At 42.3% G+C, this 20,065-nt stretch carries 16 protein-coding genes; 10 read left to right on the plus strand and 6 right to left on the minus strand.

The genetic code is table 11. The features are described 5' to 3' along the window. Nucleotides 1-144: 144 nt before the first annotated feature. Nucleotides 145-2,514: a right-handed parallel beta-helix repeat-containing protein gene (locus J4N23_RS19460; protein WP_207429518.1), complete on the minus strand. Its 2,370-nt coding sequence runs from the start codon at nucleotides 2,512-2,514 to the stop codon at nucleotides 145-147. A gap of 703 nt (nucleotides 2,515-3,217) precedes the next feature. Between J4N23_RS19460 and J4N23_RS19465 the strand changes: the two genes are divergently transcribed. Next, on the plus strand, nucleotides 3,218-3,748 hold the full coding sequence (locus tag J4N23_RS19465; protein WP_207429519.1) for a C40 family peptidase: 531 nt from the start codon (nucleotides 3,218-3,220) through the stop codon (nucleotides 3,746-3,748). A 164-nt stretch (nucleotides 3,749-3,912) separates the two neighbouring features. Then, complete coding sequence (locus J4N23_RS19470) at nucleotides 3,913-6,114, plus strand: ATP-binding protein (protein WP_207429520.1); 2,202 nt, start codon at nucleotides 3,913-3,915, stop codon at nucleotides 6,112-6,114. On the opposite strand, the gene J4N23_RS19475 is transcribed toward J4N23_RS19470, so the two are convergent. The 3 genes from J4N23_RS19475 to rsfS all read right to left on the minus strand — a co-directional run bounded on the left by J4N23_RS19475 (nucleotide 6,111) and on the right by rsfS (nucleotide 9,324). After that, a complete protein-coding gene (locus tag J4N23_RS19475; RefSeq protein ID WP_207429521.1) occupies nucleotides 6,111-6,746 on the minus strand; it encodes a lactate utilization protein in 636 nt (211 codons plus the stop codon). The two genes, J4N23_RS19470 and J4N23_RS19475, sit on opposite strands and share 4 nt — an antisense overlap. An 87-nt stretch (nucleotides 6,747-6,833) precedes the next feature. After that, a complete protein-coding gene (gene ftsH, locus J4N23_RS19480) occupies nucleotides 6,834-8,837 on the minus strand; it encodes an ATP-dependent zinc metalloprotease FtsH (RefSeq protein WP_242689301.1) in 2,004 nt (667 codons plus the stop codon). A gap of 112 nt (nucleotides 8,838-8,949) precedes the next feature. Then, nucleotides 8,950-9,324 (minus strand): ribosome silencing factor, encoded by a 375-nt coding sequence (gene rsfS, locus J4N23_RS19485; RefSeq protein ID WP_207429522.1) that lies wholly within the window; start codon nucleotides 9,322-9,324, stop codon nucleotides 8,950-8,952. Nucleotides 9,325-9,339: 15 nt separating this feature from the next. Between rsfS and J4N23_RS19490 the strand changes: the two genes are divergently transcribed. Genes J4N23_RS19490 through lpcA form a run of 4 tightly spaced genes read left to right on the plus strand, consistent with a single transcriptional unit; the run spans nucleotide 9,340 to nucleotide 13,748 of the window. Continuing rightward, complete coding sequence (locus J4N23_RS19490; RefSeq protein WP_242689297.1) at nucleotides 9,340-10,137, plus strand: biotin--[acetyl-CoA-carboxylase] ligase; 798 nt, start codon at nucleotides 9,340-9,342, stop codon at nucleotides 10,135-10,137. A 2-nt stretch (nucleotides 10,138-10,139) separates the two neighbouring features. After that, nucleotides 10,140-12,188, plus strand: coding sequence for a thioredoxin family protein (locus J4N23_RS19495; RefSeq protein WP_207429523.1), 2,049 nt, complete (start codon nucleotides 10,140-10,142; stop codon nucleotides 12,186-12,188). A 1-nt stretch (nucleotide 12,189) separates the two neighbouring features. Further along, on the plus strand, nucleotides 12,190-13,164 hold the full coding sequence (pfkA, locus tag J4N23_RS19500) for a 6-phosphofructokinase (protein WP_207429524.1): 975 nt from the start codon (nucleotides 12,190-12,192) through the stop codon (nucleotides 13,162-13,164). A gap of 17 nt (nucleotides 13,165-13,181) precedes the next feature. Continuing rightward, nucleotides 13,182-13,748, plus strand: coding sequence for a D-sedoheptulose 7-phosphate isomerase (lpcA, locus tag J4N23_RS19505; protein ID WP_207429525.1), 567 nt, complete (start codon nucleotides 13,182-13,184; stop codon nucleotides 13,746-13,748). Here lpcA and J4N23_RS19510 read toward each other — a convergent pair. Then, a complete protein-coding gene (locus tag J4N23_RS19510; RefSeq protein WP_207429526.1) occupies nucleotides 13,720-15,105 on the minus strand; it encodes a PAS domain S-box protein in 1,386 nt (461 codons plus the stop codon). The two genes, lpcA and J4N23_RS19510, sit on opposite strands and share 29 nt — an antisense overlap. Nucleotides 15,106-15,354: 249 nt before the next feature. On the opposite strand from J4N23_RS19510, the gene J4N23_RS19515 reads away from it, so the two are divergent. From J4N23_RS19515 to rplS, 4 genes are all read left to right on the plus strand, one after another. Continuing rightward, nucleotides 15,355-15,894 carry a 30S ribosomal protein S16 gene (locus J4N23_RS19515; RefSeq protein ID WP_207429527.1) on the plus strand — a complete coding sequence of 180 codons (540 nt, stop codon included), beginning with the start codon at nucleotides 15,355-15,357 and terminating at the stop codon, nucleotides 15,892-15,894. A 64-nt stretch (nucleotides 15,895-15,958) separates the two neighbouring features. After that, nucleotides 15,959-16,486, plus strand: coding sequence for a ribosome maturation factor RimM (gene rimM / locus J4N23_RS19520; protein WP_207429528.1), 528 nt, complete (start codon nucleotides 15,959-15,961; stop codon nucleotides 16,484-16,486). A 43-nt stretch (nucleotides 16,487-16,529) separates the two neighbouring features. After that, a complete protein-coding gene (gene trmD / locus J4N23_RS19525; RefSeq protein WP_207429529.1) occupies nucleotides 16,530-17,204 on the plus strand; it encodes a tRNA (guanosine(37)-N1)-methyltransferase TrmD in 675 nt (224 codons plus the stop codon). A gap of 131 nt (nucleotides 17,205-17,335) precedes the next feature. Continuing rightward, nucleotides 17,336-17,683 (plus strand): 50S ribosomal protein L19, encoded by a 348-nt coding sequence (gene rplS, locus J4N23_RS19530; RefSeq protein ID WP_207429530.1) that lies wholly within the window; start codon nucleotides 17,336-17,338, stop codon nucleotides 17,681-17,683. A 196-nt stretch (nucleotides 17,684-17,879) separates the two neighbouring features. Here the strand turns inward: rplS and J4N23_RS19535 are convergent, their stop codons facing one another. After that, nucleotides 17,880-20,000, minus strand: a complete 2,121-nt coding sequence (locus J4N23_RS19535) for a carboxy terminal-processing peptidase (protein ID WP_242689298.1) — start codon at nucleotides 19,998-20,000, stop codon at nucleotides 17,880-17,882. Nucleotides 20,001-20,065 lie beyond the last annotated feature (65 nt).

The following is a 20,065-nucleotide window of genomic DNA, read 5'->3' on the forward strand; positions in this document are numbered from 1 at the left end:
GTGACATCTGAGCCGGATCGTAAGGCTTAAAAACTACCGCTGTTGAGCGCTTTGTTCCCATGCCTCAATTTACCGAAATCTACTCCTTTATACAAGAAAAGAGGCTGCCCTTTTGAGACAGCCTCTTCTTAAGGATAAATTCGTTTACCTTTCACTTATTTTCGCCATTGAGGTGCTATATATAATTCCCTTGTTGGCCATTTCTTTTACGTTTCCGGTAGCTACCACATTTTCAAATGTGTTAGTTATCACTCCCAGCCATGCCATTCCAGCCTTGCAAACATTGCTTGTCAGATAGATGTTTCTACTTACGGGAAGGGACTCCATGCGAATACAAAAAGCGTTAGAGAAAATTGTGTTGTTCTCGACTTTCACGTTTGTAACTACCCGACGAGATCCGTAAGTACCTACTACAATTCCTGACGAGTTCCCTGTTGCTGCTCTGGTGTCCACATAGTTATTTGCTACAGTAATGTCGTGCAAATCATATCTACCGTTCCCCATCAAAATGCCAGAAGCATTTTGGCCCTTAGATTTTACTGTATTGTTCTTAATATTGATATAAGCCCCGTCTTCACCAAGCCCATGTGCAATAGCTATTAAACCGGCGCTGATCGTATTGGAGATAATATTATTCCTTACTCCGAAGATCTCTAATCCGCTACGCTGGTTACCGTTACCGCCAGTCAATACGTTATTGCTCACTTCGGTATTTTTAAAATATCCAGAGATGCCATTACCGCCCAAATTCTTAGGGTCGTTCAATCTGTTATTGGAGATCTTTGAATCAACTACATAGGCAGCAGCACACTCGATAGCAAACTGAATTCCCATGGTATTATTAAAGGTATTCTCTGTGATTTGAACGTTTACGTTGTCCTGACTCTGAAGTTGTATTGCTGGCGAATGAGGATTTTGAGATCCCCAATCAGTAAACAAACATTTGCTAATCACTACGTTACGGGTTCCCCTTAATTCAATTCCTGTCCGTCCAGACTCAGGGAACACGCAATTTACGAATCTCACGTTCGTAGTTTGCGCATGATTTAGACCCTTTATTTGCACTACGCCTCTGTCTCTTCCTCCGGCAATCGTCACACCTTCACAGTCAATTCCATTAACCCCTTCTGTTACATAAAGAGCAACAAGGTCTGCACCAGAGTTCTGAGACTGGTTTGCATTCAATTTAAGATTTCTCAGTTTAATGTTGCTTGTTCCCTTATTAATTCTGAATACATTACGGCCCGCAGCGCTGCCACCTGTTAAGAATATTTCGGTACCTGGGCCTACACCCTCAATGCTCGTATTAGAAGGCAGGGTAATCACATTAGAAATTACATAACGGCCGGCTGGCAACCTTAAAACTGTACCTTTTGAAGCATGAGTGTTGATCAACTGCTGTAAGTTATTCCGCTGATCACCTACGTTCTGGAAAGGATAGCTAGCACTTCCTGTAGAAGGTGCAGGTGTAATTACTGGATCTAACACCGGAGCTGGTGCTGGCGCTGGTGCTGGTGCAGGAGTAACAGGTGTAGCCACTGGCTCCTCGATTGTACCTGCAGACGCTGTGGTATTATTCGAAACGACGTTTTCTGTACCTATTAGTTCGATAGTGCTACCTGAACCAGATCCCCCAGCTAAAACGTTGTTTGATACTTCTGTTTTTGAGAAATGACCATAGATGCCGTTTCCGCCAAGATTAAGTGCGTCGTTCAACTTGTTGCCCGAAATCTTCGAAGCCGTTACTTTAGCTCCTGCGCTTTCAATTGCAAAACGCTTACCCAAACTATTGCTAAAGGTATTATTTACTACTTGTACTTCACTATTGTCTTGTCCTGTAAAAAGAACTGCTGGCGAATTCGCATCCTGTGAACCCCACTTTTCAAAAGTCGATTCACTCACAATCACATTATTCGCTCCCTTAAGCACCATTGCGCTTTTTCCTGACTCAGAGAACACACAGTTCAAAAATCTTAAATTGCTACTTTCTGAACCCTCTACCTGCACGCTAGCGCGGTCTCTTCCACCAGCGAAAACAACATTGCTAAAATATAGGTCGCTTGACCCTTCACTGATCAATACAGCTGAAAGGTTAGCCCCGGAATTTTTTGCCTGATCGGCATTGATCCTGATATTCTTTATAGTAATATTCCTACTTCCCTCAGCGATATTCAATACTGCTTGAGAAGCAGAACTGCCCGCTTGCAACACGATTTCTGTCCCATCCTCTGTACCCTCTAAGGATGTATTGGAAGGGATATTCAGAGCTCCGGAAATGACGTATTTCCCCTTATCCAAACGAATAGCTCTGCGCTGGCGGGCATATTTGTCAATTAGTTCCTGAAGTTCTTGCTTTTTATCAGATAAACCATCGGTTCTCACTCCTGCTAGTCTGGTTGCAGACACTGCAATATCTCTAACACTGAAATTCTGGCTTTCTTCGCTGTTGTCCTTCTTACAAGAGAACACAACTAGCCCTAATAAAATTAAAAAATAACGATTCACTTTTCTCATAACTCATTCACACTTAGCACCTTCTTACGCCGGGCGTCAGAAGGTGTTACAAAAATTTAAAACTTAGAAAGAACGCAGTTGTTAAAGCACTCACACGCAAAACCAAGGCGAGAAACTCGTGCCAGTGAGAAAGAATTATGTAAATAGCTGATATACAGGCAGGTGATATAAAACAGAAAAAAGGGGATTGTAGAACTATTCTACAACTTGCAGAAATCTTCTACTCAAGAAAAAATTAAGGAGATTCGGGTATTTGACACTTCTACTACGCAATTGCTATACCAACTCCACCAACCAGGTCAAAAAAATATTACAAAATTATTAAATGTTCCAACACCTAATATGTTACCTTTGTTCCGTCACAATTGTGATAAGGTTTAGGTTAGCCCTGTCGACTCATTCGGCGGGGTTTTTTTTATTAAAAACCAACACCCCCCCTTTTTGGGCATCCGCCAACACTCAGGGTGACCAATTTGTTTTCGGCGTAACCTCCCTTTGGCACATACGTAAAACCTTCGTACCCTGCTGTTCTAAGTGAGATCTGTCCAGTAGATTATACAGATTGGTAGTTAAAAGTTGTTAAAAAGAGACATAAATCCTTTTTTTAGTGGTTTTAATTTCTACTTTTGCACTGCTCGCACCTAAAAAGGTAAAGAGGGCGTTTATAAGTACTTGTTGTTTAACTGATAAACGAGTTTAAAAAATGGGAAAAAAAGTAATAGCGGCGTTGCTGCTAGTGTTAGGAACTGTGTCTTCCCAGGCACAAACAACGAAAAAAACTGAAGATCCAGATAATCTTGCAAAGGATTACTTCTCGCAGATAATGGGTTTAGCCGTTTCAGCTACCGAAAATGTTAAACTTTACGAATTTGTATACGACTGGTTGGGTACGCCTTATCGCTTGGGAGGCGATACCAAAAGAGGCATTGACTGTTCGGGATTCGCTTATCAGCTCTATGAAAAAGTATTCAACACCGTAATCGGAAATAATTCGCGGAATATTTTCAGCATGGTCAACCCAATTAACAAGGAAGAATTGCAAGAGGGAGACCTGGTTTTTTTCAAAATAAATAGCAGAGCCATCTCTCACGTCGGCGTCTACCTGGGGAACAATAAGTTTGCTCATGCATCCAGTAGTCGGGGTGTCATGATTAGTAACCTGAATGAATCGTACTGGAAAAGGTATTATTATAAGGGTGGCCGTTTGATTGAATCGTTAAGAGAAAAACTATAAGCTCTAAGCCGCATCAAGCGGCTTTTTCTTTTTAAAGCCCATCTACCTCCTCCGCCTGCAACAGGCAAGCTTCCAACACCTTGGATTTTAAAAAAATAATACCTAATATTATTAGCTTTTTCATTTAAGTTTGATAATAAACACCTTTTCACATTGAAATACTGATGAATTCGAAAAGTCGACTGAGTATAGTTGGTGTTATTATCCTGCTTTCTGTTGTTCTGTTCTCATCCTTGCTTGTTAAAACTAACTACCAGATCTTCACCAACACACAAGTGGTACTGAAGGCACAGGATACAAACTCAGAGTATTTACGGGCTAGCTCGGCTCTCGGCAATGTCCAAGAAAACTTTAAATCCTTTGTACTAGCTCCGAACGGGCAAAATAGAGACAAGGTACTACAAAGTGCTAAAGTGTTTCAAAAGGCTCTACACGCTTTGAGCCAGGCCGTTGGCAGCGATAGCACCCTTCGCGCAAGCGTTGATTCACTAAGTTTCTATTTCAAATTAAAACAAGGGGCAATGCTAAGTCAATTAAGCAGGTTAGCAGCTCCTCTGGACGGAACAGAAACGCTTCGGTTCTTTGAAGAGAATAACTCGGATTTTAACATCCTCTGGCTTCAACTAGAGGAGATAAACACTCAGCAGAAAAAGCTATTAGCGACAGCATCATTCGACACACAGAAATCGAGTTTAATTTCGCTATGGACCGCCCTAGTCGGGTCCATATTTATTATCAGTGTATTCCTCTGGGGCTTCTTGGCGCTTTCACAAACTTTCAAAAACCAGCTAGCAGCTCAACGGAAAGAGCAAGAAAGCAACATTGAACGAAGAAAACACGAACAGTTACTACAATTGCTCATAAACAATAACCCTTCGGTGATCTATATTAAAGATACTACGGGTCGCTATACACTGGTAAACGACCGCTTCAGGCAGTTAATGAACCTTCGAAACAATCAGATCATTGGAAAGCACCATTCCGAGCTCGTGTCGGGGAACTATGTCCAGTACGACCAGCAAGATGAAACAGAAATATTATCTAAGGGGCAGCCGGCTGAAGCTTTGGAGCGCGTTGTAATCTACAGGGAAAAGAGGGATTTTCTAACTTACAAGTTTCCTCTTCGCGATGAGGAAGGTCTGATATTCGGTATTGCCGCTATCGCTACGGATGTTACTGACAGGAAGAGATACGAAGACGAGCTTAAGAAAGCCCGGCATCTGGCCGAGGAAGCCAAGGTTCATCAGGAAAGATTCCTTGCCAATATGAGCCACGAAATACGCACTCCTGTGAATAATGTGATCGGAATTACTAATCTGCTTGACCTTACGACGCTGAACAAGGAGCAACAAGAATATGTCTCGATCATTCGCCAATCCTCTAACCTACTTATTGCTATTGTTAATGACATTTTGGATCTCTCAAAAATAAGATCGGGCCTCCTCGATGTTGAAAGGATTTCAATTGATGTTAGCTCGATGGTGCGGCAGCTATTGCTCAGTTTCCGCCCACTTGCAGAGGAAAAAAGGGTGATGCTCAAACTTGACCTTGATCCTACATTACCCGGCAGAGTATTGGGTGATCCAACTCGACTAAGCCAAATAATCTCTAATCTGCTTAGTAACGCCATTAAGTTTACGGGGCAGGGTGGTATCGTCGAACTTCTTATGCGAAGCCAGTATAAAGAAAAGGAGCGATTCTACATTAGTTTTATGGTCCGTGATACTGGCATCGGCATTCCTAAAAACAAGCTGGAAGCAATTTTCGAAAGCTTTACACAAAGTAGCGCGAGCATTACCAGAGAATATGGAGGAACGGGGCTCGGTCTTACCATCGTAAAAGAGCTGGTAGATTTACTGGCTGGAACCATCACTGTAGAAAGTGAACCGGGAAAGGGAAGTACGTTTGAAGTAAAAATTCCATTTACTATCACCACCCAGCCAATTGCAGAAAACATGGAAGAAGAAACTTCTTCATTTGATCTCTGTCTGTCCGGAAAAAAGATTTTAGTGGTAGAAGATAATTTGTTGAACCAAAGCGTGGTAAGACAAACGCTTCAAAAAGCTGGTGTCGAAGTTGAAGTGGCAGACAATGGGTTTGTAGCCCTGTTCCTTTTAAAACAAAAGAAGTTCGACCTTGTGCTTATGGATATGCAAATGGACGATATGGACGGCTTGGAGACTACGCGGCAGATTCGTAAAGATTTGAAATTGTCTACTCCGGTAATTGCGCTAACCGCCTCAGCAATGATTGAGGACGAGAAATTGTGTTATCTGGCAGGTATGAACGAATTTATTACTAAACCCTTTGTTGCCGACGATCTGCTCCGAAAAATCAACAATGTGTTGAACAGTCGAAATAATTAGCCTTCAAGGAGGAACACGATCAGCTCCTTGGGGCCATGAGCACCAAGAACCAAGGTTTTCTCTATATCGGCAGTCCGGCTGGGTCCGGTAACCGTCGTTAGCATACTAGGGAGGCGATCCCCATACTTGCTCTTCACCTTCTTTAGCGCGTCTTTTAAATCAAGAACCAGCTGTGAGGTGTAGGCTACCACTATATGATAGTGAGGAAATATACTTAGCCGACGCCCACTCTCATTGCCGTTAGAAATTAATATGCTTCCGTTTCTGGCTATTAACGACTCGCAACCTGTAATGCCCACCTCGGCCTGACTGAAGTCGGTATCAGTGCTGTAAAATGGGAACTCATAGGTCTGAAGAAGCTTTTGTAGTGAGGGCTCCCAGCAGTAGATTTTTCGCCAGCCCTTCTCATCAGCGAGCAATAAAAGGTTTTCGACAAATTGAATTTGGTCTTCACAAAACACAAATTTGCCAGCAACTAAACTTAATTGTTCGGCAAAAAGTATTTCCAGGAAGTCGTCGTAAGCAGGATACAAGGGAGCTTCTTCCAGATTAGGATAAGGGTTATCGCGCTTCTCGAGCAAAGCCTTCCTAATCTTCTTCAGCATTTTTTCTTTTGAAGTTGTTTCTTTCATTATCCTGCCTCTATAAAACTGCGCAAAAATCGGTTATCAAAACCTTAGTTCAAAGAAAAGCCCCGGAAATTCCGGGGCTAACTTCATTTAAACGTTTCCTTGCTCTGAACTTTTCAATGGGTCGGATGTATCACCAACCGGCTCCGGATGCAGATTTTCTGCTACGGGACGCTGGTTCCCACTGTCATCATCTCCATTCACATATTCATCGTAAGTAGTACGATGACTGAAAGGACGCTTTCCTAAAATTTCTTCCAGATCGCTTTGGAATAAGATCTCTTTCTCCAAAAGCTTCTGAGCAAGCTTCTCTAGCCCCTCTTGTTTATCCGTTAACAGCTGCTTAGTACGGCTATACACTGAACCAATCAAGTTTCTAACCTCCTCATCAATAAGCTCTGCTGTTTTTTCGGAATAAGGTCTATTGAATTGCTCCTGCTGCTCGTTAAAGGAAATATTCCCCACTTTAGGATTCATCCCGTAAAGTGTAATCATCGCGTAGGACAATTTAGTAATGCGCTCCAGGTCGTTTTGTGCACCGGTAGAAATTTTGCCGAAGATGATATCTTCTGCAACTCTTCCTCCCATCGTCATGCACATCCCATCAATTAGCTGCTCAGTTGTATATAAAAACTGTTCCTTCGGCAGATATTGCGCATACCCCAACGCAGCAACACCACGTGGCACGATAGAAACCTTAACCAATGGATCTGCATGCTCCAAAAACCATCCGGCAATGGCATGCCCTGCCTCGTGGTAAGCCACGATCCTTTTCTCTTCTGGTGAAATAATTTTATTTTTTTTCTCAAGACCACCAATAACCCTGTCAATTGCGTCCTGAAAATCCTGCATATCAACTGACTCCTTGTTCTTCCGGGCGGCAATCAGGGCAGCTTCATTACATACGTTGGCGATCTCCGCTCCTGCAAACCCTGGAGTTTGTGCTGATAGTTTCTTTGGATCCACCTCTTCGGATAACTTAATCGGCGCAAGGTGAACCTTAAATATTTGCTCTCGACCTACCAAGTCTGGTTTGTCGATAGAAATTTGTCTGTCAAAACGTCCGGGACGAAGCAATGCAGAGTCAAGAACGTCAGGTCGGTTAGTAGCAGCCATGATAATAATACCAGAATCAGTACCAAAACCATCCATCTCAACAAGTAGCTGGTTCAGCGTATTCTCACGTTCGTCATTACCTCCGACAATATTATTCTTACCGCGAGCGCGGCCGATAGCATCGATCTCATCGATGAAAATAATACAAGGGGCTTTGTCTTTCGCCTGACGGAATAAATCGCGGACACGAGACGCACCCACCCCCACAAACATCTCAACAAAGTCAGAGCCCGAGAGTGAGAAGAATGGCACTTGCGCTTCCCCAGCCACCGCCTTTGCAAGCAGGGTTTTTCCTGTTCCAGGAGATCCTACCAACAAAGCTCCTTTAGGGATTTTACCCCCAAGGTTGGTATATTTCTGAGGGTTCTTTAAGAAATCTACAATTTCCATGACTTCCTGCTTCGCCTCTTCCAACCCGGCCACATCATTAAACGTAACGTTCACCTGAGACTCTTTATCGAACAGCGTGGCTTTAGATTTCCCAATATTGAAAATCTGGCCGCCAGCACCGCCGCCTGCTCCACCACCCATTCTGCGCATGATGAAGATCCAGAAACCGATAAGCAAGAGCACGGGCAGAATAATAGACATGAACCAACTAGCCCAAAAGTTCTCACGCGAATCGAACACTAACGGAGTGCGTTGCTCAGCCGGCAGCTCCTTTTCAGCTTCGTTTAGCTTCGCGGTAAGGGCATCGAACGATCCGTAGGTGAAAAAATATTGAGGATTGTTCCCCGACATATTGAACGATTCATTGCCACGAACATCCTTGTACTTCGGCTGATTTAGTTTATTCTGCTTGATATAAACTTCTGCTGTAATCAGATCATTGCTTTTGAAAGCTACAATTTTTTCAACGTCACCAGGACGAAGCATCTGCGTTTCAAACTGCTGATAACTAATCTTTTTGGCGTTGTTATCATTAAAAAGATATTGAACCACAAACAGGCCAATAATGATAGCGGCATACAGCCACATTATATTGAACTTTGGCGGCTTCGGAACGATCTTCTTGGAACCTCGTTTTTTCAGGTTTTTTTTATAATTGTCGTTTTTCACTTTCTTATTTATTTAAGCGTTTCAGCCCCAATCAGGCACTTTTAAAATACTTCATCTCGGCATCGCCCCAAAGCTCTTCGATTCCGTAAAACTCGCGCTTATCCGTTTTGAAAATATGTACAACTACATCAACGTAATCCAATATGATCCACTCGGCATGTTCTAGTCCCTCCATGCGAGCAGGGGACTGCTGCGAAGCCTTATAAACCTCCTCTTCAACACTTGATGCGATCGCCCGGACCTGGGTAGAGGATTCAGCATGACAAACCACGAAATAGTCTGCTACTGAGCTATGTATATTTCTTAAATCAAGTCTAACAATTTCATTTCCCTTTTTCTCCTGAATACCGTGTATTACTAGTTCAGAAACATAAGTAGATTCATTAATTGCTTTGTGTTTTACCATTAAAAAAATTTAGTTTTGGATGAATTTAATTACTACTCCGCTATTTTGCAAAATAACACTTTTTCAGGATTATTTGTTGGACAAAATATTGTCTCCTTACGACAAGTAGATTCTACTAATACCTATTTAAAGAACTTATTGTCAAAAGGCGAGCCACTAGCAGAAGGCACTGTAATAATGGCAGAAGAACAATTTGCCGGGCGGGGACAGGTAAATAATACCTGGGTATCAGAACCAGGTATGAACCTTACTTTCAGTATACTACTTTGTCCCTCTTTTCTTTTACCTGAAAATCAATTTCAACTTAATCTCGCAGTTAGCTTAGCTATTAACGACGCCCTGACCCCTATTATTGGACGTGATCTGAAAATTAAATGGCCTAATGACATTTATGTTAAAAATCAAAAATTAGGCGGGGTTTTGATTGAAAACATCGTGCAGGGAACGAGCTGGAAATACGCAATAGTAGGTATTGGGATAAATGTAAACCAGGTTAATTTTCCAGCCGGTATTACCAATGTTACGTCCCTTAAGAAAATCTTACATCAGGATTATGATTTACAAAATGTCTTAAAGGAAATTTGCGATAAAGTGTCCATTCGTTACCAGCAGCTGAAGAGCGACAGAAGTTCCCTAATGGCCGAGTACGTTACAAACCTCTATAAGTTAAATACGCCGTCCAGGTTTCGGATAGGAAACAAAGAAGTTGAAGGAGTGATTACAGGTGTAACGGAGCAAGGATTTCTGAGGCTTAAAATTGCGGACGAGGAGAATACGTATGGATTTAAAGAGTTATCTTATATAATTCCTTGACAATGAAAAAATCTCTTTTACTACTAACGCTGGTGCTTTTGTTTGGAAAGTCGCAGGCTCAAATGATTGAAAATCCTGTGAAATGGTCTTTTGCATCAAAGCAAGTAGCAGAAGATGAAGCCGAAGTAACCGCTACTGCCCAGATCGAGCCAGGGTGGCATGTTTACTCTCAGTTTATCCAAGAAGGAGGCCCCGTTCCTACAACCTTCAAATTTGCTTCTTCGCCCGACTACTCGTTGATAAATAAAGTCTCAGAAACACCGAAAGCAATTAGTGCTCACGATAAAACTTTCGACATGCCCATCGCCTGGCATGAAAAGAAAGTTATATTTACTCAGCGGGTAAAACTTAAAAGGCCACAAACGAGGGTGACAGGTACACTGGAGTTTATGGTATGTAACGATCAGCGGTGCCTTCCTCCGGAGGAAGTAGAATTTGCGATTCCTGTAGCCTTAAAAAAACCGGTCACGACCTCCTCTCCTTCAGGAACTATCGCTCCTGCTGTTAATTCCTCTACTGTTCCACTACCCGATACTGCTTCTCTTACTGCCGCCTCTCCCATCATAGATACGAGCAAAGCGGAGGTTACCAACATTGAAAATACTGTTGTTGCCGCAGCAAAGAAAGACCCGGAAAAGAATACGCTATGGGGAATTTTTCTGGCAGGCTTTGCTGGTGGCCTGCTGGCTTTTTTTATGCCCTGTATTTACCCCATGATTCCGCTAACCGTGTCATTTTTCACTAAAAGAGCGGGATCTAGATCGAAAGGAATACAAAGCGCTGCTATTTACGGCTTATCTATCATCCTGATTTATGTGGCCCTCGGCTTATTAGTTACTGTAATCTTTGGCGCCTCAGCCCTAAATGAAGCAGCGAGCAGCGCAACGTTTAACCTTATTTTCTTTGCTGTACTCATCATCTTTGGGGCATCATTTCTGGGGGCCTTTGAAATAACCCTACCATCAGCTCTGGTAAATAAGATGGATGAAAAATCGAGCCGCGGCGGATTTATCGGCCTTTTTTTCATGGCCTTTACTTTGGCTCTTGTTTCATTTTCGTGTACCGGACCTATTATTGGAACGCTGCTGGTAGAAACAGTAGCCAAGGGAGAGCTACTTGGACCGGCAGCTGGAATGCTAGGCTTTTCAACTGCTCTTGCCGTCCCTTTTACCCTTTTTGCAATTTTTCCATCCTGGTTAAAGGAAATGCCGAAATCGGGTGGTTGGATGAACGTAATTAAGGTCTCTCTTGGATTTTTGGAATTGGCCCTCGCGTTCAAGTTCCTATCGAATGTAGATTTAGCCTACCACTGGGGACTTTTAAATCGCGACATTTTTCTGATAATATGGATTGTCATATTCTTCATCTGGGGATTCTATTTACTCGGAAAAATCAGACTTGCTCACGATTCTCCGGTAGAGTTTATCTCTCTTACTAGACTATTCTTTGCCATGCTCGTTCTCGGCTTTGCTTTTTACCTTGTGCCGGGACTTTGGGGAGCGCCATTAAAAAGTCTGAGCGCCTGGCTTCCACCCCGAGCTACTCAAGACTTCATTGTCGGGAGCAACTCAGAAGAAAATTCACTGACCGTAAAAAAATACATGGGGCTTTTTGAAGCTCCGCATGGAATCGATGCTTTTTACGATTTTGACGAAGGACTAGCACACGCTAAGAAGGTAAACAAACCGGTTCTGATTGATTTTACAGGACATTCCTGTGCAAATTGTCGAAAAATGGAGGAATCAGTGTGGTCTGAACCAGAGGTGTTGAAAAGGTTGAAAAACGATTACGTATTAATATCACTTTATGTAGATGACCGCACCGAGTTACCCGAGAGCGAAAAATTTATTTCGAAAAGCGGTAAAAAAATTAAGAATTTAGGCCAGAAATGGAGCCATTTACAAACCGAAAAGTTCGGCACAAACTCTCAGCCCTATTATGTGGTTGTAGATACCGACGGGAATACAATAGTTCCGCCACAAGCATTTAATTTAGACGTTAAGAATTATATTCAATTTTTAGACAGCGGCAAAGCTGCTTTTTATAAGTAAAATGGAATCAATAAGAAAAATTGGTGTATATACTTCAGGAGGAGACGCTCCGGGAATGAACGCCGCTATTCGTGCAGTTGTAAGAACCGCCTTATATCATAATTTGGAAGTTACGGGCATCATGAGGGGTTATGAAGGTATGATTGCCGGGGAATTTATTCCAATGAACCGAAAATCAGTAGCCAATATCATTCAGCGGGGGGGAACAATATTAAAAACCACACGAAGCGAAGAATTTAAAACGCCGGAGGGCCGGATGAAAGCGTTTGAGCACCTTAAAAAGCATAAAATCGATGCATTGGTTGCCATCGGTGGAGAGGGAACATTTACCGGAGCAAACGTGTTCCTCCAGGAACACGGAGTTCCCGTTATCGGACTTCCGGGAACCATCGATAACGACCTGATTGGTACAGATTTTACTATTGGATATGATACCGCTATCAATAATGTTGTAAATGCGGTAGATAGAATACGCGACACCGCCGAATCTCATGACCGTGTTTTCATCGTAGAAGTGATGGGACGGGATTCAGGGTTGATCGCTTTAAGAAGCGGAATTGGAGCTGGCGCAGAAGCGATTTTGATACCAGAATCAGAGACAGATATTGAGGCACTTTTCCGCAGACTTGAGGAAGGAAGACGGGATAAGGCATCGCGTATTATCATGGTAGCCGAAGGCCGGCACGCTGGCGGATTTGAGGTTGCTGAAAAAGTCAAAGCGCGCTTCCCGCACTTCGACACCCGACTTTCCATTTTAGGGCATATTCAGAGAGGCGGTCGTCCAACTTGTATGGACCGGGTTCTGGCGAGTCGACTAGGAGTTGCAGCGGTAGAAGCTCTGATCCAGGGACGAAAAGGTGAGATGGCAGGTATCGTAAACAACAACATTCATTTTACACCTTTCCATAATGCTATAAAGCACATCTCGGAAATTAATCCTAATCTTCTTCGTATTGTTGATATCCTTTCCCTGTAGCACTGAAAGAACTGCAGATGAATACTATAAAACAGCATTTTTTAGAAGCGCAGGACGTCCTTTCCGAGTTTTTAGCCGACGAGAAAAATTTTGACAAGATTTCGAAAGCCGGAACACTCTTGGTACAAGCCTTTGCCGCTGGCAAAAAAGTTATTTCCTGTGGGAATGGTGGTTCTATGTGTGACGCGATGCATTTTGCAGAAGAGCTTTCAGGGCGCTATAGAAACGATCGTCCTGCATTAGCTGCCATTTCCATTTCAGATCCTTCTCACATTTCCTGCGTTGCCAACGACTACGGTTATTCCTCTGTATTTTCGAGGATGGTAGAAGCGATCGGGCAGGAAGGCGATGTGTTACTTGCAATAAGCACAAGCGGAAATTCAGAAAATATACTAAAAGCTATTACGGCTGCCAGGACAAAGAATATAAAGGTAATCGGGCTAACCGGTAGAGATGGGGGACAAATGGCGCAACTGTGTGATGTAGAGATCAGAGCTCCAAGATCCCCATTCGCAGATCGTGCACAAGAAATTCACATAAAAGTGATCCATTCCCTTATTGATTTCGTGGAACGGCATATTTAACTTTGTTCTCCTGCTGCAAGAGGTACGTCTTGTCTACCAGCGTATGGATCACCTCGTCGAGTTGGCTGGTAAGTTCCTGAACATGCTTAATAATTTCTGCATTAAAAGGATCCGCATAATTGCGTGTATTGAAAACGTTAGTAAGCCCCAAAAGCGAGGCAACTGGGCCACGAAGCTCATGCGAAGCTATAGAAAGGAGCTCCAATAAGAGTTTATTCTGTTCTACCATTTTTCTTTCGCCCTCGATCCTTGCACTTATATTACTGGAAATACAAGAAACCCCAATCACCTCCTCCCTATTTCTGATCGGGCTCATCTTGGTCTCCAGATAATACTTCTTCCCTGGTCCAAAGTCCGAAACAGAGACAAATGAGAAAGATTCTCCCTTAAGTGCCCGCTCATAGCACTGTTTCCATTCCAATATCAGGTTAGGTGGAAGTTCTGGGAAGAATATCGATTCGCCATGCACTATTTCCCTTCCTATAATTGTTTTTACAACTTCCTTGAAGGCATCATTTGAAGAGATGATTTTGTAAGTAGAGTCGATAGACCAAATTTCGTCGTTAATGTTGTTGATTAAGGCGTTAAGATTTCTTCGAGCGAGCGCAATCTTTTTACGGCTTTCCACCTCTTTAGTGATATCATGCGCCATCACTATCTCCGCTTCCCGACCTCGGTATTTCAGTCCATGTCCGGAGATGTCGACATAGATCATTTCGCCATTCTTTTTTATATGACGCCAGTATTTCCCGGAATTATAGTAAGAGTCACCAACAGCATTTACGCTGTCGAGCAGAGACTGCACATCCTCCTCCGGCCGGATATCAGCAATAGTCATTGACAGAAACTCCCGCTCAGAATATCCGTACTTAACAACTGCTGCATGGTTAATCGCTAAAAACTTCAGCGTTGCGCGGTCATAAATCCAGAGCGGATTCGGATTGTTTATGAAGAGATACCTGAAGGTCTTCTCCGTCTCACTAAACGTAATCTCGTCTTGCTTCTTCCTTGTTATATCTGATACAATTCCGGTTACCAGAACTGGCTGGCCAGCATCGTCAAATAGCACCGAAATCTTATTCTGAACCCACTTAACCTTTCCGCCCACCAATAACCGGTGCTCCAACTCCACGTTTTTCCCAAGAAAGGCGCTTTCCGCCTCAATCTTTACAAAATCGTAGTCATCCGGATAAACGAAGTCAATAAAAAAGAAAGGATCCTTCTTTTGAATGGTATCAACAGAAACGCCAAATAGCTCCTGAATGCGATCGTTTGTATAGGCAAACTTCTGTTCGCCCAGATCAAATGACCACACAGCATCATTAATAGAGGACAAGATTTTAGAAAGTCCCTGCATTTAAAATACCCCTCATGAATTATTACCGAAAAACGTAAGTGAAAGCGTTCTTAAACTGCTAATACTATTGGTTAGTTAAGTATTGTTTTCTAAAGGTAATAAAGGAATTCATTTATACAAACGCGGATACTGCTTTAGTACTAGAAAAGAGGTAATTGTATTTGAAGAAACAATAAATTTATTATCTTTGCAGCCCCGCAGCATGAAGCTCCGGGAACTATGTTGAATACATAAATATAAATTTTAAAAATGGCAACTAAAATCAGATTGCAAAGACACGGTAAAAAAGGGAAGCCTTTTTACTACGTAGTGGTGGCAGATTCACGTGCTCCAAGAGATGGAAAATTTATTGAGCGTTTAGGTTCTTACAACCCAAACACCAACCCTGCAACTATTGACATCAATTTCGATAAAGCTTTAGACTGGGTAAACAAAGGAGCTCAGCCTACTGATACTGCCCGTGCTATCCTTTCTTACAAAGGCGTGCTTTACAAAAAACACCTGGAAGGTGGCGTTAAAAAAGGAGCTTTAACTGCAGAACAAGCAGAAGCAAAGTTCAACGAGTGGCTTCAGTCAAAAGATGCTAAAATCCAAGGCAAGAAAGAAGGATTAACTTCAAGCAAGGAAGAAGCAAGAAAAGCTGCCCTGGCTGCTGAGGCTAAGAAGAAAGAAGAAAGAGCTGCTGCGATTGCTGCAAAAAATACACCTCCGGCAGAAGAAGAGCCTGCTACTGAAGAAGGTGCTGCAGAAGGTGCAACAGAAGAAACTCCAGCAGAAAACGCAGAGTAATATTCTATAAACTTACTTTTAGCCATTGTGATATCTCTCGCAATGGCTTTTTTATTTTTGGACCATGAAGATCGAAGACTGCTTCTATATAGGATATATCACAAAAACAAAAGGACTGAAGGGTGAGGTGCAAATTTATTTTGAATTTGATGACTATCAGGATCTCGAGCTCGATACAGTATTCATTGAAATCAACGGAAAACTTATTCCCTATTTCACTGCTGCAGTAAAATTGCAAACAAACAAAACGGGATATATATATTTTGAAGATGTGCCTACTATTGAAGTTGCGGAGAAGCTATTGAAAAAAAGCGTCTTCCTGCCCAATACTAAAAAACCCGAACGAGAAGATGACGAGTTCTATTATACGGATTTGAAAGGGTTTATCGCAATAGACGAACAGCACGGTGAACTTGGAGAAATTATAGAGGTACACGAATATCCTCAGCAATTCATTGCTGTAGTCGCCTATAAATTCCAGGAAATAATGTTCCCTCTTAACGAGGAAATTATCAGATCAATTGACGATGATGAGGGTGTTGTTCAGGTTAGATTACCAGACGGACTGCTTGATGTCTATTTAAATGAATGAGACGATCTCATGGCCACCTTCTATAAACTTCAGCTTTAAAGATATGAGATTTGACATAATTACGGTGCTCCCCGGCTTACTCGAAAGTCCTTTCGCGCACTCCATCTTACAACGTGCACAAAAAAAAGGCCTGACAGAGATTGTGGTTCATAACCTCAGGGACTATTCCACCAACAAACATAAAAGCGTTGATGACTATCCATACGGGGGTGGCAGCGGCATGGTAATGATGGTCGAACCTTTTGCATTGTGTATTGAGAAACTCCAATCGGAAAGGACCTATGATGAAGTAATTTTTATGACGCCCGATGGTCAGACCTTGAATCAAACCATTGCCAACCACCTTTCCTCAAAAAAAAATATTATAATACTGTGTGGTCACTATAAAGGAATCGATCAGCGCATTAGAGATTTGTACGTAACTAAAGAGCTGTCGATTGGAGATTATGTTTTATCTGGCGGAGAGCTTCCCGCCGCCGTGCTGGTAGATGCGATCGTAAGGCTGATTCCAGGCGTATTATCGGATGAGACCTCGGCCCTTTCTGATTCCTTTCAGGGGGAATTACTCGACGCTCCTGTTTACACCCGGCCAGCGGATTGGAGGGGTAATAAAGTCCCTGACATTTTATTAAGCGGTAACCAGGCAAAGATCGACGAATGGCGGGACGAGCAGGCGCTACAACGCACAAAAGAGCGGAGACCAGATCTTCTAAGATAGTTTTTGTTCCAAATGTGGATTTCGGAATAAATGTGGAAAAAATAAAATTATCCTTTTATTCCTCAAGAAAAATTCCTAATATTGCAATCCGATTTTTACGGGATAAAAATCGTTGTTAAGAGCTTAAAATCATGGATTTAGTAAAATTTGTTGAAGAGCAGGCAGTTGTAAAGAAAGAAATTCCTGCATTCAAATCTGGAGATACCGTTAGTGTTCACTATAAAATCCGCGAAGGAAATAAGGAACGTATCCAGATTTACCAGGGAGTAGTTATTCAACGTAATGGCGTTGGTGCTACAGAAACATTTACTGTTCGTAAGGTATCAAATGGTGTGGGAGTTGAGCGTATTTTCCCTGTTAATTCACCTAATATCGAAAAGGTTGAAGTAAACAGCTACGGTAAAGTTCGCAGAGCTAAATTATTCTACCTACGTGCACTTACTGGTAAAGCTGCTCGTATCAAATCAAAAAGAGTATAAGTTTAAGCTTAAAAAGCTAACTGCTGATATAAAAGCTCCTTTCGAGGAGCTTTTTCTATTTCTAGTCTACCGGGCCTTGTGTCCATAACAGGTCCACCTTTTACCTCTCTTCCACTTCGCGTTGAGTAAGGCTTTAAAACAAAAATGGCTCAGATAGCTATCGCCATCTGAGCCATTACAATCTTTGAATCTCTAATTAGTACTTCAGGCTAAATTGACCGTTCTCATTCAACTTAATGAAGTCGGCCATCACCTGCAAACTTTCGTCCTGTATAAAGTCACTGTCCTCCTTAGGTTTCACTTCACCTTTTTTAAGCGGAGGCAAGCCCTGAAGAGCACGACGAGCGTTGTCCCTAGCAAGAGCACGTGCGTCTTGCTCTTCTCGCTCCTTCTTCAGCTGCTGCTCATTGAGAGTAACAGAGGTCTCAGCTTCGCGCTTACGGAACAAGTTAATATCTTCCATTAAATACTTATATTCAGGTGATCCCTTCATTCGCTGATCATGCTGTTTCTCGAGTTGCCCCCTAATTGAAGCAAGGTTCGCAACCGGGGAGTATTTTGCAGGTCTGATTGAATCAAAAGGAAGTGCTGAAGGCTCAGAACTCTCTCCATATGTATCAGCCGGGAATACCATAGGAAACTGAATATCAGGAATAACGCCCTTATGCTGAGTACTACTACCGTTTATCCGATAAAACTTTGCCATCGTCAAATTTATCTGTCCGAACTTCGGTGCCGTCCCAGCGGTAGAAGTTTTGGATCCTTGCGCTTTCAATAGCAGATCATCCACTGTACTTATGAACCTGGACATATCGATCGCTGACTGCACTGTACCCTTTCCATAGGTTTGAGTGCCCACAACAATTCCTCGATTGTAATCCTGCACCGCCGCAGCAAAAATTTCTGATGCAGAGGCACTAAAACGATCAACCATTACTCCTAGTGGACCTGTCCAAGCGATAGAAGGATCTTCGTCCTCATTCACCTCTGTTCTGCGTGCATCTTTAACCTGCACTACGGGACCTGACTTAATAAAAAGGCCTGTCAATTCGATTGCTTCCATCAGCGAGCCTCCACCATTTTGTCTCAGATCAATCATGATACCATCAACATTTTCACGCTTTAAAGTATCTATGATTCGGCGGACATCACGAGTGGTACTTTTATAATTAGGATCTCCCGCTTGGTATGCTTTGAAGTCAACATAAAACCCAGGGATATCAATTACACCGATCTTATAGGTTTTATTTCCTGACTTGATAGTTTTTATCGATTTCTTAGCCGACTGCTCCTCTAATACCACCTTCTCCCTTACCAGGTTTATGATTTTAGGTTGAGCCGTAAGCTCTTGTCCAGCTGGAATAATTTTCAATCTCACTACTGTTCCACGTGGACCTTTAATTTTGGATACTGTATTATCCAATCTCCATCCAATTACATCTACAAACTCACCATCTTTTCCCTGGGCCACAGCAATAATCCTGTCACCTGCCTGAAGTGTTTTTGCTTTGAAGGCAGGACCCCCAGGGATAATTTCAGCTACTTTTACAACCTCATTTTCAAGCTGTAAGCGGGCACCTATTCCTTCGAAAGTTCGAGCCATCTCCTCATTAAACTCTTGAGCCCGCTGAGGAACGAAATAATTGGTATGTGGATCAATTGCCTCGGTGAAAGCATCCATCATGGTTTGGAATGCATCCTGCGAATTGGTTTTCTCAATTTGGGAAAGAAGGTTTTGGTACCGTTGTTTCAGCGTTTCCGCGTTTTTCTGTTCATCCGTTCCGGTAAGGCGCAAATTAAGAAGGTCATACTTAACTCGTTTTTTCCAAAGATCATCCGCTTCCTGAACAGACGCTAACCACGGAAGTTTTTCCCGGTTATAGGTATAAGTATCACTTTTGTTGAAATCAAACTTAGTATTTACCTGAGAAATAGAATAGCGAAGGCGGTCTTCATACCGTTTATGGAACACATTGAACATCCTGAAGAATGCACTCAAATCTCCTTCCCGCAGGTAGTCGTCTAGTTCATACCTATATTGTTCAAACTCTTTGATATCACTTGCAAGAAGATAATTTCTACCCTCATCCATTCTTTTTAAATAACGATCAAAAATCACCGAAGAAATCGAATCATTAACTTTAACTTTTTTATAGTGATAATTTTCAATAGCCTTCACAAGTTCCTTTGCAACTAACATTTGTTGCGGCTCAGGTTTCAGATTATTGGATCCGTCGACGTTTGTGTTTACCCTTAAATTTGCCTTGCACGCTATTGCTGCTACTACAAATAATGACAGAAATATTTTTTTAAGCATTTCTCTAAAAGATTTATAATCCATTCTAGATATTATTATCTAAATCTATACCACGTTTTTAATTA

The organism is Pedobacter sp. SYSU D00535, assembly GCF_017355855.1.
GTDB lineage: Bacteria > Bacteroidota > Bacteroidia > Sphingobacteriales > Sphingobacteriaceae > Desertivirga.